At 70.9% G+C, this 15,374-nt stretch carries 11 protein-coding genes and 1 tRNA gene; 8 read left to right on the top strand and 4 right to left on the bottom strand.

Annotation, left to right across the window (positions count from 1 at the left end; genetic code table 11):
- Positions 1–60 precede the first annotated feature (60 nt).
- The 3 genes from fdh to nrfD are packed head-to-tail and all read left to right on the top strand — an operon-like array spanning position 61 to position 5,248.
- Positions 61–3,303 carry a formate dehydrogenase gene (gene fdh / locus E7742_RS02135; protein WP_175420385.1) on the top strand — a complete coding sequence of 1,081 codons (3,243 nt, stop codon included), beginning with the start codon at positions 61–63 and terminating at the stop codon, positions 3,301–3,303.
- Positions 3,304–3,305: 2 nt separating this feature from the next.
- The gene (locus tag E7742_RS02130) at positions 3,306–4,253 is read left to right on the top strand and encodes a 4Fe-4S dicluster domain-containing protein (protein ID WP_137797418.1); all 948 of its coding nucleotides are present in this window, start codon (positions 3,306–3,308) and stop codon (positions 4,251–4,253) included.
- Entirely contained in the window at positions 4,250–5,248 is a 999-nt protein-coding gene (gene nrfD / locus E7742_RS02125; RefSeq protein WP_137797417.1) for an NrfD/PsrC family molybdoenzyme membrane anchor subunit, read from the top strand. Before E7742_RS02130 ends, nrfD begins: the two co-directional genes overlap by 4 nt.
- Here the strand turns inward: nrfD and selB are convergent.
- From selB to E7742_RS02110, 3 genes are all read right to left on the bottom strand, one after another.
- Positions 5,233–6,984 carry a selenocysteine-specific translation elongation factor gene (gene selB, locus E7742_RS02120; protein WP_175420384.1) on the bottom strand — a complete coding sequence of 584 codons (1,752 nt, stop codon included), beginning with the start codon at positions 6,982–6,984 and terminating at the stop codon, positions 5,233–5,235. The two genes, nrfD and selB, sit on opposite strands and share 16 nt — an antisense overlap.
- A complete protein-coding gene (gene selA, locus E7742_RS02115; protein WP_254699135.1) occupies positions 6,984–8,237 on the bottom strand; it encodes an L-seryl-tRNA(Sec) selenium transferase in 1,254 nt (417 codons plus the stop codon). The genes selB and selA overlap by 1 nt, the downstream gene beginning before the upstream one ends.
- A gap of 85 nt (positions 8,238–8,322) precedes the next feature.
- Positions 8,323–8,418 (bottom strand) — tRNA-Sec (locus E7742_RS02110).
- Positions 8,419–8,442: 24 nt separating this feature from the next.
- Here E7742_RS02110 and selD point away from each other — a divergent pair.
- Positions 8,443–9,447 carry a selenide, water dikinase SelD gene (selD, locus tag E7742_RS02105; RefSeq protein WP_137797414.1) on the top strand — a complete coding sequence of 335 codons (1,005 nt, stop codon included), beginning with the start codon at positions 8,443–8,445 and terminating at the stop codon, positions 9,445–9,447.
- A gap of 143 nt (positions 9,448–9,590) precedes the next feature.
- Here selD and E7742_RS02100 read toward each other — a convergent pair whose 3' ends face one another.
- Positions 9,591–11,219 (bottom strand): fatty acyl-AMP ligase, encoded by a 1,629-nt coding sequence (locus E7742_RS02100; RefSeq protein WP_137797413.1) that lies wholly within the window; start codon positions 11,217–11,219, stop codon positions 9,591–9,593.
- Between the two features lie 264 nt (positions 11,220–11,483).
- Here E7742_RS02100 and E7742_RS02095 point away from each other — a divergent pair, with 264 nt between their 5' ends.
- The 4 genes from E7742_RS02095 (at position 11,484) to E7742_RS02080 (ending at position 15,168) form a co-directional block, all read left to right on the top strand.
- Positions 11,484–13,091, top strand: a complete 1,608-nt coding sequence (locus tag E7742_RS02095) for a peptide chain release factor 3 (protein WP_441346903.1) — start codon at positions 11,484–11,486, stop codon at positions 13,089–13,091.
- Positions 13,088–13,756 (top strand): nicotinamide riboside transporter PnuC, encoded by a 669-nt coding sequence (pnuC, locus tag E7742_RS02090; protein WP_137797411.1) that lies wholly within the window; start codon positions 13,088–13,090, stop codon positions 13,754–13,756. The genes E7742_RS02095 and pnuC overlap by 4 nt, the downstream gene beginning before the upstream one ends.
- Before the next feature lie 28 nt (positions 13,757–13,784).
- Positions 13,785–14,660 carry an LLM class F420-dependent oxidoreductase gene (locus E7742_RS02085; protein ID WP_137797410.1) on the top strand — a complete coding sequence of 292 codons (876 nt, stop codon included), beginning with the start codon at positions 13,785–13,787 and terminating at the stop codon, positions 14,658–14,660.
- A gap of 169 nt (positions 14,661–14,829) precedes the next feature.
- On the top strand, positions 14,830–15,168 hold the full coding sequence (locus E7742_RS02080; RefSeq protein WP_137797409.1) for a hypothetical protein: 339 nt from the start codon (positions 14,830–14,832) through the stop codon (positions 15,166–15,168).
- Positions 15,169–15,374: the final 206 nt, after the last annotated feature.

Here is a 15,374-nt window from a genome sequence, read left to right as displayed (position 1 = left end):
CGCCGGGTGACGTTGCATGGGTGAGACCACTCGATCGACGGAGCGGACAGGGAGCAGCCGATGAGTATTCGTGACTTCGCGCAGCGGTGGCCGGTGTGGCAGCAGATCACCGGGACCGATCCGCTCGGTCGTGGTGCGGCCGCCCAGTCCCGCCGCTCGCTCGAGATCACCCCCCGCACCGAATCTGCCGATCGGGTCGTCAAGAGCGTGTGCCCGTACTGCGCCGTCGGCTGCGGGCAGAAGATCTACGTCCGCGACGAGAAGGTCGTGCAGATCGAGGGCGATCCGGACAGCCCCATCTCGCGCGGGCGCCTGTGCCCCAAGGGCTCGGCCAGCAAGCAGCTCGTGACGAACCCCGACCGGGTCACCACCGTGCTGCACCGTCGCCCGTACGCGACCGAGTGGGAAGAAATCGACCTGGACACGGCCATGGAGATGGTCGCCGACCGGGTGCTCGAGTCGCGAGATCAGTTCTGGCAGTGGGAAGACGACGAGGGCCGACGGGTGCGGCGCACGTCCGGTGTCGCGAGCCTCGGCGGCGCGACGCTGGACAACGAAGAGAACTACCTCATGAAAAAGCTCTACACCGCGCTCGGCGCGATCGAGGTGGAGAACCAGGCCCGTATTTGACACTCCTCCACAGTTCCCGGTCTGGGAACCTCGTTCGGCCGTGGTGGTGCCACGAACTACCAGCAGGACCTCGTCAACGCGGACTGCATCGTCATCCAGGGGTCCAACATGGCGGAGTGCCACCCCGTCGGTTTCCAGTGGGTGATGGAAGCGAAGCTGCGGGGCGCCAAGGTCATTCACGTGGATCCGCGGTTCACCCGCACCAGCGCGGTCGCGGACCTGCACGTCCCGGTCCGCGCGGGCTCGGACATCGCGTTCCTGGGTGGGCTCATCAACTACGTGTTGGCCCACGACGCGTACTTCCACGACTACGTCGTGGCGTACACGAACGCGCCGATGATCGTCTCCGACGACTTCCGGGACACCGAGGATCTGGCGGGCCTGTTCTCCGGGTTCGACGTCGAGGGCCGGGAGTACGACACCAGCAGCTGGCAGTACCGGGACGGTGGGTCGCAGTCCCCCGCGGCCGGTGCGCGTGATGCCGAGTCCGGGGAGACCGAGGCGTCGGGCAGCGGCGGAGCGCTCACCGGAAGCGCGGACGAGGTGCCGCAGCGGGACGACTCGCTGCGGGACCCGCGATGCGTGTTCCAGGTGCTCAAGCGGCATTTCGAGCGGTACACGCCCGAGATGGTCGAGCAGGCGTGCGGTGTTCCGCGCGAGAGCTTCCTCGAGGTTGCCCGGGCGCTGACCGAGAACTCGGGCCGCGACCGGACGTCGGCGTTCTGCTACGCGGTGGGCTGGACCCAGCACACCGTCGGCGTGCAGTACATCCGCACGGCGTCGATCCTCCAGCTCCTGCTCGGCAACATCGGCCGACCCGGCGGCGGAATCATGGCGCTGCGCGGGCACGCGAGCATCCAGGGGTCGACGGACATCCCGACGCTGTACAACCTGCTGCCCGGGTACATCCCGATGCCGCACGCGCACAAGCACATCGACCTGGACTCCTTCGTCGGCGAAAACGCCGGCGCGAAGGGCTTCTGGGGCAACATGCGCGCGTACACGGTGAGCCTGCTCAAGTCGTGGTGGGGCGACGCGGCCACGGAAGAGAACGACTTCTGCTTCGACTACCTGCCGCGCCTGACCGGCACGCACGATTCGACGGACACCATCGAACGGCAGATCAACGAGGGCGGGGGCGGCTACTTCCTGGTCGGCGAGAATCCCGCCGTGGGTACGGCCAATGCCCGCATGCAGCGGGCGGGCCTGGCGAATCTCGACTGGCTGGTGGTGCGCGACCTCGCGATGATCGAGAGCGCGACGTTCTGGAAGGACGGGCCGGAGATCGAGACCGGCGAGATGCGGACCGAGGACATCGGTACCGAGATCTTCTTCTTCCCCGCCGCCAACCACGCCGAGAAGCAGGGCAGCTTCACCAACACCCAGCGGCTGCTCCAGTGGCACCGCAAGGCGCTCGATCCGCCGGGTGACGCCCGCAGCGACCTGTGGTTCTACTTCCACCTCGGTCGCATCCTCAAGGAGAAGGTCGCGGACTCGACCGACGAGCGTGATCGGCCGCTGCTCGATCTCGTGTGGGACTACCCGATGGAGCCCGGCACCGACGAGCCCGACGCGGTCGCGGTCCTGGCCGAGATCAACGGCACGGGCCCCGACGGTCAGCCGCTGTCGATGTACACCCAGTTGCGCGACGACGGATCGACCCGCTGCGGGTGCTGGATCTACTGCGGGGTGTACGGCGACGGCGTCAATCAGGCCGATCGTCGCCGGAGCCGGCACGAGCAGGGCCCGGTGGCGCCGGACTGGGGTTGGGCATGGCCGGCGAACCGGCGCGTGCTCTACAACCGCGCCTCGGCGGATCCCGACGGTAAGCCGTGGAGCGAACGCAAGGCGTTCGTGTGGTGGGATCCGGACGCGAACGACGGCGCCGGCCGCTGGACGGGCCACGACGTCCCGGACTTCGAGGCCGACAAGCCGCCGACGTACCGGGCGCCGGAAGGGGCGACGGCGGAGGATGCGATCAACGGCACCGAGCCGTTCATCATGCAGAACGACGGCCGGGCGTGGTTGTACGCGCCGGTGGGCCTGCTGGACGGTCCGATGCCGACGCACTACGAGCCACCGGAGTCGCCGCTGCCGAATCCGCTCTATCCGCAGCAGTCCAATCCTGCTCGGATGCCGCATCCGGGAAAGTTCAACCGCTACAACCCTGCTCACGGTGCGGCGGGCAGTGAGGTGTTCCCGTACATGTTCACCACGTACCGCCTCACCGAGCACCACACGGCGGGCGGGATGAGCCGCACGCTGCCGTACCTGTCGGAACTGCAGCCGGAGTTCTTCTGCGAGGTGAGCCCCGAGCTGGCGGCCGAGCGCGGTCTCGAGAACGGCGGGTGGGCGACGATCGTCACGGCTCGCACGGCGATCGAGGCTCGCGTCCTGGTCACCCAGCGGATGCAGCCGCTGGTGGTCGACGGTCGACGGCTCCACCAGATCGGTTTGCCGTACCACTGGGGACGGAACGGCATCAGCGTCGGCGACGGTGCCAACGAGTTGCTGCCACAGGCGCTGGACCCCAACGTGTCCATCCCGTCCACCAAGGCCACCAGCTGCGACATCCAGCCGGGCCGTCGGCCCCGGGGTCCCGCACTGCTGGAGTACGTGGCCGAATACCGGCGCCGCGCCGGCGTGACACCCGAGACAGGAACGGAGCTGTAACCGTGTCGGACAATCTGTCGAAACTGGGTCGAGCGTTCTTCGGCCCGGGCGACCCCGCGCGGGAAGCGGGGTACACCGACCCGCCGAGCCGCAAGGGTTTCTTCACCGACACCAGCGTGTGCATCGGGTGCAAGGCCTGCGAGGTCGCGTGCAAGGAGTGGAACGCCGTCCCCGAGGACGGACTCGAGCTGACCGGGATGTCGTACGACAACACCGGGGCGCTGGGCGCCTCGACCTGGCGGCACGTGGCCTTCGTGGAACAGCCGGTACCGCCCGAGCGACGGCGGGAGACCGTCGATCTGGGAATGCCGGGAACGTCGTTGCCCGGCGCCGACTCCGACGTCACCGAACGCACGGACTTCCGCTGGCTCATGGAGTCGGACGTGTGCAAGCACTGCACGCACGCGGCATGCCTGGACGTGTGTCCCACCGGCGCGCTGTTCCGGACCGAGTTCGGCACCGTCGTGGTGCAGAACGACATCTGCAACGGCTGCGGCTATTGCATCCCCGCCTGCCCGTACGGCGTGATCGACCGCCGCGACGGCCCCACCGGGGACCCGGCCGTGGGCCTGGCACAGAAGTGCACGCTCTGTTACGACCGGCTCTCGGGCGGGATGGAACCGGCGTGCGCGAAGGCGTGTCCCACGGATTCGATCCAGTTCGGCGATCTGGACGAGTTGCGCGAGCGCGCCGACCGCCGGCTTGCGCAACTGCAGGACGCGGGCGAGTCGACCGCCCAGCTGTACGGGCGCGACGAGGGCGACGGCGTCGGCGGCACCGGCGCGTTCTTCCTGCTGCTGGACGAGCCGGAGGTGTACGGGTTGCCGCCGGACCCGGTGGTGACCACGCGGGACCTGCCCGGGATGTGGCGGCAGGCCGCGCTCGCGGCTGCCACGCTGCTCGGCGGCGCGGTCGTCGCGTTCGCCGGCCGTCGAAAGGGACACCGATGACCGACCGTACCCGGACACGTCGCCGCGGACGGCGCGGGCGCGGCGAGCAGGCGATGGTGCCCGACGCCAAGTTCGAGAGCTACTACGGCCGCCCCATCGTGAAGGCGTCGCCGTGGCAGGCGGACATTCCCGCCTACCTCTTCCTCGGCGGGCTGGCCGGCGGTTCGTCGCTGCTGGCCGCCGGGGCGGATCTGACCGGGCGCCCGCACCAACGGCGTTCCGCCCGGGTGATCGCCCTCGGCGCCATCGTGGCGAGCATGTACGCGCTGATTCACGACCTGGGCCGCCCGGCCCGGTTCCATCACATGCTCCGCGTCGCCAAGCCGACGTCCCCGATGAGCATCGGCACGTGGATCCTGTCGCTGTACGGCCCGTTCAACGGCCTGGCCGCGGTCGGCGAGTTCGCGGACCTGCTCCCCCGCCCCATCCGGCAGGGCCCGCTGGGTCGGCTGCTGACGTTCGCGACCCGTCCCGCCGGGATCCTGGCGGCGGTCACCGCGCCCGCGGTGGCGTCGTACACCGCCGTGTTGCTCACCGACACCGCGACGCCCAGCTGGCACGAGGCCAAGCGCGAGTTGCCGTTCGTGTTCGTCGGCAGCGCGGCCGCGGCCGCGGGCGGGGCGGGCCTGCTGACGGCACCGCTCGCCGAGTCCGGGCCGGCCCGACGCCTCGCCGTCGGGGGCGCGGCGCTCGAACTGGCTGCGTCGCAGATCATGGAACGGAGCATGGGCATCACCGCTGAACCGCTGCGGACCGGGACCGCGGGTCGTCTGCACTCCGCGGCGACCGCCCTCACCGCGGGCGGCGCGGTGGGAGCGTTGCTCGGCCGACGCAGCCGCGCGGTGACGGCGCTGTCGGGACTGGCGCTGACAGCGGGATCGGCGTGCACGCGCTTCGCCGTCTTCCACGCCGGGCAGGCCTCGGCACGCGATCCTCGGTACACGGTGGTGCCGCAGCGCGAACGGCGCGCCGCTCACGCTCACGCCACGACGTGACCGTCCTCGCCCGCCCGGCGGGTACGCCCCTCGCGGGCGAGGAGCTCGAGCAGCGGCATGATCACCCGACGCGAGGTTCCCAGACGAGTCCGGGCTTCGCTGGGCGTGAAAGGTTCCGGTAGCTCCCGGAGCGCCTCGACGGCGGCGTCCACCGCTCCGGACCCGAGCCAGACACCCCCGCCGAGGGGAGTGACCAGTCCTGCCCGCGCACACGCCGCGAGTTCGCGGTGCCCGAGCCCCAGTTCGGCGAGGTCGCCCGCGCTGGGGGCGACGAAGGGCTCGTCCTCCCACCGCTGCTGCAGTCGGGCGGCCGCCTGCGCGACGGGCTCCGGAAGCCCGGCCTCGGCGTCGCGTCGCACGATCCGGCCGTCGTCCACCGTGAGGGCGCCGGCGTGCTCGAGCACCGCGGCCAGCAGCTGCGGGTCGGGCAGCGCGAGCGCTCGGCGCGCCGCCTCGCCGGGCAGTCCGGGCGCGAGCGGATGCGTGCGAGCGTGCTCGTCGACCAGCTTCCCCAGTCTCTCCGCCGCCGAGCGTGCCGTGTCGGGGTCGAGCAGCCAGTCGCCGGGGCCCGCCGTGTCGGGAACACCGGTCACACCCCACGCCCGCAGATCGCGGGCCCGCGCAAAACCGCGTCGGTGCAACTCCGAGCCGACGTCGGGGGTCGCCGCGGCCAGGACCTCGGCGCGCCGACGGGCATCGCCGCGCCGGCGAAGTTCGGGCGGAGCGGGATCGAGGACCACCGCACCCGACGGGATGAGCCCGGCGTCCGGATCGCGCAGGATCAGCCGGTCGCCGATCCGCAGCGGCAGCGGCTGCTCGAGCGACAACCGGGCGAACGCGTCGGTGAGCGGTCGGACGCGGGCGCCGACCGCAGCGGACCCGCAGTGCACGACGACGTGTTCCCGCAGCGTTCCGGGTGCCGTCAGCCGCACGTCCACCGTGGCGGTCTGGTACCACCGGTCGGGGGTGAGCAGCGCATCGCCGCGTGCGATGTCGGAGTTGGCGACGCCGCGCAGGTTCACCGCCACTCGGGCCGGCGCCGGCACCTCCGCGCGGTCCCGACCGAGCGACTGCAGGCCCCGCACCACCACGCGCGGCCCGTTCACGCCCACGCGCAGCGTGTCGCCGGTCCGCACGGTGCCGGCGCCCAGGGTGCCGGTCACCACGGTGCCCGCCCCGCCGATGGTGAACGAGCGGTCGACCCACAGCCGTACGTCCGCGTCGACGTCCGCCGGGGGGAGCTCGTTCCCGAGTCGTTCCAGCGCCGAACGCAATTCGTCCATCCCGGAGCCGGTGACGGCGGAGACCGCGACCGTCGGGATGTGCGCGAGCGACGTTCCGGCCAGCGCCGCCCGCGCTTCCTCGGCCGCCGGCTCGGGGTCGAGCAGGTCGCTGCGGGTGATCACGAGCACCCCGTGCCGGACGCCCAACGCGGCGAGCGCGTCCAGGTGCTCCTGGGACTGCGGCATCCAGCCGTCGTCGGCCGCGACCACGAACATCACCGCGGGCACCGGCCCGACGCCCGCCAGCATGTTCGGCACGAACCGTCGGTGCCCCGGCACGTCGACGAAGGCGACGGTCCGGCCGTTCGGGAGCGTCGTGGACGCGAAACCCAGATCGATCGTGAGACCACGGCGGCGTTCCTCGGCCCAGCGGTCCGGTTCCTCGCCGGTGAGCGCACGGATCAGCGTGGATTTGCCGTGATCGACGTGCCCGGCGGTCGCGACGACGAACATCACCGCGCCGCCAGGATCGCCCGATACAGGTCGTCGTCCGCGGACGGGCGGACGGTTCGCAGATCCAGCAGGCACCGGCCGTCGAGCACCCGGCCGAGCACGGCCGGACGGCCCGCGCGCAGCAGATCCGCGTACGCCACGGGCAGACTCACCGCGGCGCTCGGCAGGTCCACCCCGGGCGCTCCGCCGCCACCGACCGTGGCCGCCGAGGCGGCCGCCACCGCGTCGACGCCGGACGTACGCAGGCGGTCCGCCATCGTCTCGGCTCGCCGTCGCAGCTCCGCGACATCCGCGGAAAGAGCTGCGGCGGTGGGCGTTTGCGGACCACGCAGGGTCGCCTCGAACGCGGCCAGCGTCAGCTTGTCCACGCGCATCGCACGCGCGAGCGGGTGGCGTCGCAGCCGGTGCACCAGTTCCGCGCGTCCGCCGATCACCCCCGCCTGGGGTCCACCGAGGAGCTTGTCACCGCTCGCGGTCACGAGGTCGGCGCCGGCCCGCAGCGTCGAGGCCATGTCCGGCTCGTCGGGCAACACCGGGTGGCGCGCGAGCAGTCCCGAGCCGATGTCCACCACGAGCGGGCAGTCGAGGCCCGCGAGGTCGTGGACCGCCACGCTCGACGTGAAGCCGGTGATTCGGAAGTTCGAGGGATGCACCTTCAGGACGAACGCCGTCTCCGCGTCGATCGCGCGCACGTAGTCGTCGAGGTGCACCCGGTTGGTGGTACCCACCTCACGCAGTCGCGCGCCGGTCGATTCCAGCAGGTCCGGGAGCCGGAACCCGTCTCCGATCTCCACCATCTCGCCGCGCGCGATGACGATGTTGCGGCGCTCGCCGCCGAGAGCCGTGGCCGCCAGCGCCAGCGCCGCCGCGCCGTTGTTGACGATGTGGACGTCCTCGGCGTCGGGCACCGCCGACCGCAGGGCGTCCAACGCGCCGCGCCCGCGCTTGCCGCGCTGCCCGGACACCAGGTCCAGCTCGACATCGTTGGTGCCGGCAGCCAGTTCGAGTGCTCGGACCGCGGCCGCCGACAGCGGCGCCCGGCCGAGGTTGGTGTGCAGCAGCACCCCGGTGGCGTTGAGCACGGGAGTCAGCGTCACCGGCGTGGCGGGCAGGCCGCCGAGCACGACGTCGACGACGTCCCCCGGTGCCAGCAGCCCTTGCCGCACTTGCTGCTGGGCGGCGCGGACCCCCGCCTTGACGGTCTCGCGGCCCACCGTGTCGATCGCCTCGCGCAACCGCTCGTCCCGGAGCACCGCGTCGGTGGACGGGACGCGCCGGCGCGGATCGGCCTCGCGGGTCTGCTGCTCGGCTATCGCGGTACCTCACTTCTCATGGCTTTGGCGGAGGCGGACGGGAATCGAACCCGCCTGACCGAGATACTCGGCCACGTCGGTTTTGAAGACCGCGGAGACCACCAGGTGCCCATACGCCTCCGCTGAAAGACCTTAGGCTGCCTCCATGGGTTCCGCACAACACACCGACAGACTGACCTCCTACGCGCACGGCGGCGGATGCGCCTGCAAGATTCCGCCGGGAGCGCTCGAGTCGGTGGTGGCCGGTCTGGTCGCGGCCCCCGTCGCCGACCCCGCGGCCCCGCTGATCGTGGGACTCGACAACGGTGACGACGCGGCCGTCGTGCAGGTGCGGGGCGACCTCGCGGTGATCAGCACGGCGGACTTCTTCACGCCCGTCGTCGACGACCCGTACGACTGGGGGCGCATCGCCGCGGCCAACGCCCTGTCCGACGTCTACGCGATGGGCGGCACTCCGGTGGTGGCGATCAACCTGCTGGGGTGGCCGATCGACCGACTGCCCTACGAGGTGGCCGCGGAGGTGCTGCGCGGCGGCCGCGACGTCGCCGCCGCCGCGGGCTGCCACGTGGCCGGCGGGCACAGCGTCGACGACCCCGAACCCAAGTACGGCATGGCGGTGACCGGAACCGCCGACCCCGCTCGCCTGATGCGCAACGACGCCGGACGCGCCGGCATCCCGCTGTCGCTGACCAAGCCGCTGGGCATCGGTGTCCTCAACAGCCGCCACAAGAACACCGGAGAGGTGTTCCCGCAGGCGATCTCGGCGATGACCACGCTCAACGACCGGGCCTCCCGCGACGCCGTCGCGGCCGGGATCACGTGCGCGACGGACGTGACCGGCTTCGGTCTGCTGGGGCACCTGTTCAAGCTGGCCCGCGCCAGCGGGGTGTCCGCCGTCGTCGATGCCGCCGCGGTCGAGTACCTGGACGGCGCCCGCGACGCCCTCGCCGACGGCTTCGTCAGCGGCGGCACCCGGCGCAACCTCGACTGGGTCCGCCCGCATTTGGACGCCTCCGTGAGCGAGGACGAGCTGCTGCTGCTCGCCGACGCCCAGACGTCGGGCGGCCTGCTCGTCGCCGGCGAGATCCCCGGGGCGCCGGTGATCGGCGAGCTCGTGCCCGCCGGGGATGCGGTGCTGATGGTGCGGTGACGTCCGAGGGGTCTCGGCGTCGTCGGTGCTGCCGCGAGCCTTCTGTCGCTGTCGCAGGCCTTCTCCGTACGGAATCGTTCTGCGACAACGCCACACGCCGCGCGACAACCGTCCGCGGCGTCGTCACCGACGACGCGCCGATGTCACAGCAGCCCGAGAGAACTCGACCGCCGCAGCTTGCCGGAGGAGGTCTTGGGCAGCGATCCGGGACCCAGGACGGCGACCGTGCGCGGGCGCACCCCCACCTCCGCCACGACGGCGTGCGCCACCTCGTGTTCGATCCGCCGGACCTCGTCGGGGTCGTCGATTGCGTTGGTCTCCACCGCGACCGCGAAACTCTCCCGCTTGTCGCCCGCGTCGAGGCGGATCGCCGCGGCGTTGCCGGGGCGCACGCCGGCGACCGATCCGGCGGCGCGTTCGATGTCGGTGGGATAGATGTTGCGTCCGCCCATGATGATGACGTCCTTGACGCGGCCGCACACCACGACGAGATCGTCGTCGGTGAAGTAGCCGATGTCGCCGGTGTCGAGCCAGCCGTTCTCGTCCTGCGCCGGGACGGGACCGTCGACCGTGAGATACCCGGGCGTGACGGACTTTCCGCGCAACTGGATCACGCCGACGGCGCGGCGCGGCAACTCGAGTCCGTCGCGCGCGACCACCCGGCCCTCGATCCCCGGCACCAGCGGCCCGAGCGTCGCGAGGGCACGGGCGTTGGACCGGGTGGACCGGACCGCGAGCCCACCGGCCTCGAGCAGGTCCGGATCGACCCGGTCGAGCACCAGACCCTGTCCCGGTTCGGGCACCGACACCGCGAGGGTCACCTCCGCCATGCCGTACGTCGGGGCGAGCGCGAGCGGGTCGAGCCCGAACCAGGCGCCCGCGTCCGCGAGCGCGACCATGGTGTCGGGGTCGACCGGTTCGGCCCCGTTGAGCAGACAGCGCATCGACGACAGGTCGTACTCCCCCGACCGTGCCTGCGCGAGCCGGCGCGAGAGCAGCGAGTACGCGAAATTGGGTGCCGCGGTGATGGTTCCATGGTATTTGGCCATCAACTCGACCCACAGTAGCGGCGATTGCAGGAAGTCCAGCGGCGTGATGTGGACGGTGGTGGCGCCCACCTGCATGGGGACCGTGAGGAACCCGATCATCCCCATGTCGTGGAACAGCGGCAGCCAGCTGATCATCACATCGTGCTCGACGTCGACCTTGACCCGGTCGATCATCGCGTACGCGTTGGCATAGAAGTTGCCGTGCGTGAGCTGCACGGCTTTGGGCGAGCCGGTGGACCCGGACGTGAGCTGCTGCAGCGCGATGTCGGTTTCGGCCGTCTCGACCGGGGCGATGTCGTCGCCGGTGTGCATCGCTTCGATCGTGACGACGTCGATGCCGCGCTCCCGCAGCAGCGGCACCGCCGCGCCGAACGGGTCCCCGACGATCACGGCCTTCGCCGCGATCATCCGGATGATCGTCTCGGTGTCCTGCGCCCAGACCACCAGGTCGCTGCGTGGGGTGGGCTGGTGCAGCATCGTCACCGACCCTCCGCGCATCCAGACCGCTTGGCACGCGGGCGCGATGTCGGCCGGCATCCCCGCCAGCACCCCGATCGCGTCACCGGGGCCGATCCCGGAGGCCGCCAGCGCTCCGGCCATCCGCCGGGCGATCGCGTGCACCTCGCCCCAGCTCTGTCGACGGGGGGCGTCCGGTTCACCCGTGACGAGGGCCTGCGAACTGCTCGCGGCCGTCGCGTACATCTCGTCGGTGAACTTGCTCATGGACAGCTCCCTGCAGGCTCCTGCGGGTCCAGTCCGGACCCTACGACTGCGCGGTGCATCTCCGGAACCGATATCCGTAAGCGGTGCCGAGCTGTTACCCCAGTACAGGGCCCGAGTACGCTGGTAGCGGCCCCGATTCCGAATCTGAGAGGTTCACCGTTGACCAGCACGCCCGACTCGGCCGAGATCACCACCGCCGAGAAGGCGACCTCCCCCGGTGACCCCAGCTCCTCCGGAAACGCCGGTGCCGCCGCGCCCAAGAATTTGGCGGCCGAGGCGGGCCGACGCCGCACGTTCGCGGTCATCTCGCACCCCGACGCCGGTAAGTCGACGCTCACCGAGGCCCTCGCGCTGCACGCGAGGATGATCTCCGAGGCGGGCGCCGTGCACGGCAAGGCCGGCCGCAAGTCCACGGTCTCGGACTGGATGGAGATGGAGAAGGCGCGCGGCATCTCGGTGTCGTCGACGGCGCTGCAGTTCAACTACCACTCGGAGGAAACCCCCGAGGACCAGATCAACGTCGTCAACCTCGTCGACACCCCGGGTCACTCGGACTTCTCGGAGGACACCTACCGCGTCCTCACGGCCGTGGACGCCGCGGTAATGCTCATCGACGCCGCAAAGGGCCTCGAGCCGCAGACCCTCAAGCTGTTCCAGGTGTGCCGCCACCGCGGCATCCCGGTGATCACGGTGATCAACAAGTGGGACCGGCCCGGTCGCGAGCCGCTGGAGCTGCTCGACGAGATCGACGAACGTATCGGCCTCACCCCGACGCCGCTGTACTGGCCCGTGGGCATCGCGGGCGACTTCCGCGGTTTGCTCCGACGCGGGGAGGACGGCGCCCCGAGCGAGTACATCCGTTTCACCCGGACCGCGGGCGGCGCGAAGATCGCGCCCGAGGAGCGGCTGACACCGGACGACGCCCTCGCCCGCGAGGGCTCCGAGTGGGAGACCGCGGCCGAGGAGAGCGAACTGCTCTCCGCCACCGGTCAGGACCACGACCAGGAGATGTTCCTGGCCGGCCAGACGTCGCCGGTGATCTTCGCGTCCGCGATGCTCAACTTCGGCGTCCGCCAGATCCTCGACACGCTGGTCGCCCTCGCGCCCGCGCCGGGACCCCGCAAGGACGTGACCGACAAGCCGCGGGAGGTCACCGACCCCTTCAGCGCCGTGGTCTTCAAGGTGCAGGCGGGCATGGACACCGCCCACCGGGACCGGCTGGCGTTCATGCGCGTGGTCTCCGGCGTGTTCGAGCGCGGCATGGTCGTCACGCACGCGCAGACCGGTAAGCCGTTCGCCACCAAGTACGCGCTGACGGTGTTCGGCCGCGACCGCAACACCGTGGAGAACGCCTACCCGGGCGACATCGTCGGCCTGGTCAACGCCAACGCCCTCGCCCCCGGCCACACGCTCTACACCGACAAGAAGGTCGAGTTTCCGCCGATCCCGTCGTTCGCGCCGGAGCACTTCTCGGTGCTGCGCGCCGAGAGCGCGAGCAAGTACAAGCAGTTCCGCCGCGCCGTCGACCAGCTCGAATCCGAGGGTGTCGTGCAGATCCTGCGCAACGACGTCCGCGGCGACGCCTCGCCGGTCATGGCGGCCGTGGGCCCCATGCAGTTCGAGGTGGTGGCGGCGCGGATGAAGGCCGAGTTCAACGTCGAGGCGCGGATGGAACCGCTCGGCTACGCGCTCGCCCGGCGCACGGACGCGCAGTCCGCCGTCGAGCTGGGCCGCCAGCGCGGCGTCGAGGTGTTCACCCGCACCGACGGCGTCCTGCTGGCGCTGTTCAGCGACAAGTGGCGGCTGCAGTACATCCAGAAGGAGATGCCGGAGCTCACACTCGAGCCGCTCGTCGCCGCAGGCGATCAGTGAGTCTTCTGCAGACACTGTTCGACGCCGAACTCCACATCGGCGGCGCCACGATCCTGTGGCGCGAGATCATCGGCAACGCCTTCGGCATCGCGTCGGCGGTGGGCGGGATGCGCCGCGTGGTGTGGGCGTGGCCGGTGGGAATCATCGGCAACGCCCTGCTCTTCACGGTGTTCATGGGCGCGCTGTTCCACACTCCGCAGAATCTCGATCTGTACGGCCAGGCCGGACGCCAGCTGCTGTTCATCACGGTGAGCGCGTACGGCTGGACCCGCTGGCTGCAGTCGCGGCACGACTCCGGCGACGCGGTACTCCCCCACTGGGCGACGTCCCGCGCGCGCATCGGGATGCTCGCGACGATGGCGATCGGCACGGTCGTGTTCGCGAAGGTCTTCGAGATGCTCGGCTCGTGGGGGCCGTGGCCCGACGCGTGGATCTTCACCGGGTCGATCCTGGCGACGTACGGCATGGCCCGCGGGTGGACCGAGTTCTGGCTCATCTGGATCGGTGTCGACGCCGTCGGCGTGCCCCTGCTGTTCACCGGCGGCTACTACCCGTCGGCGCTGCTCTACCTCGTCTACGCCGGCTTCGTACTGTGGGGATTCACGGTGTGGCTGCGGATCCAGCGCCGCGCCGCGGGGGAGGTCGTCGCCGCACCCGTGGAATGATCCACCGACCGGTCCGGTTGCACCGGGCATGGCACAGGTCACACACGACACGGCGGATACCCCCACGTACGGACGATTCGGCGTCTGGCGGCACGCGCTCGGGCTGCAGCCCGAGGTGGGCGCCGAGATCGAACGGCTCGGTTTCGGTGCGATCTGGGCGGGTGGTTCGCCGCCCGCGGATCTCCAGGTGGTCGAGGACCTTATCGCAGGCACCGAGCAGATCACCGTCGCGACCGGCATCGTCAACATCTTCTCCGCGCCCGCCGACGAGATCGCGAAGTCGTACCACCGGATCGAGTCCCGGCATCCCGGACGCTTCGTCCTCGGCATCGGTGTGGGGCACCCGGAGGTGCCCGGTATGGGCGCCGAGAAGCCGTACGACGCCCTCGTCCGCTATCTCGACGTCCTCGACGACGCGGGCGTTCCGCGCGAGCGGCGGGTTCTGGCCGCACTCGGTCCCAAGGTGCTCGAACTCGCGGCTGCCCGCTCCGCCGGCGCGCACCCCTATCTGACGACGCCCGAGCACACACGGCAGGCGCGCGAGGTGATCGGTCCGGACGCACTCCTCGCGCCCGAGCAGAAGGTGGTGCTGAGCACCGATGCCGAGTCCGCCCGGGCGACCGGCCGTGAGGCGGTCGAGAACCCGTACCTGCACCTGCGCAACTATCGGCGCAACCTCGAACGCCTCGGCTTCCCCACCGCAGAACTCGACAACGGGGGCAGCGACCGCGTCATCGACGCGCTGGTGGCGCACGGGGACGTCGAGACGATCGCGAACCGGCTCACCGCACACCTGGATGCCGGCGCCGACCACGTCGCGATCCAGGTCCTCCCCATGGCGGGCGATCCGCTGCCGGCGTTGCGGGAGCTGGCGGAGGTGCTGCGACTCGGCCACGCCGAGTAGCCCGCGCGGATGGGCGTCCGTGCCCGTTCTCCTTCTGTCGCAGGGGAACACGGGGCACAGGGCGTGCCCCGTGCCGCCTCGGACGGGACCGCTCCGCACGATTCGGCCCACTCGTATCCGGGTAGTCGACGACACATGACGACATCCCGGATCGAGTCGGCCGAAGGCAGTGCTCTCGCGCGCACAGGGCATCTTCAACGTGGTGGGCGGCCTGTGGCCCCTGATACATCGGAGGAGCTTCGAGGCCGTCTTCGGCGCCAAGTACGATCGCTGGCTGCAGTACACCGTCGCCGGTCTCCTCACCGGGAACGGTGTGGTGCAGCTCCTCGCCGACGACACTCCGTCCGGACCCCGAGGCGCCCGTAATGTCGGAATCTCCACGGCGGTCACACTGCTCGCCGTCGACCTCGCCTACGCGCCGAGCGGACGAATCCGGAAGACCTACCTGCTGGACGCGGCGATGGAGGCCGGATGGCTGGCCGCGTGGGCGAGGCAACACCTCCGGTAACCGGTGGAATCGCGCCGAACCTCAGGGCGCACAACGCGATCGGCGAGACGCCGTTGTCGGAGCGACCCGGCTGGTGTGCGTATCACGTGACATTCGTCGACCGGGCCGCGCTCTCGACGCTACGCGGATCCCGCTGAGACGGGAAGTGCCGGTCGCGACCGCGTCGGCGGGAACGGACATTTCGCAAGAGGTTGTCCGCCGGGCGT

Origin of the sequence: Rhodococcus sp. SGAir0479, assembly GCF_005484805.1 — a bacterium.
Taxonomy (GTDB): Bacteria; Actinomycetota; Actinomycetes; order Mycobacteriales; family Mycobacteriaceae; genus Prescottella.
This window is presented reverse-complemented; position numbering and strand designations above follow the sequence as displayed.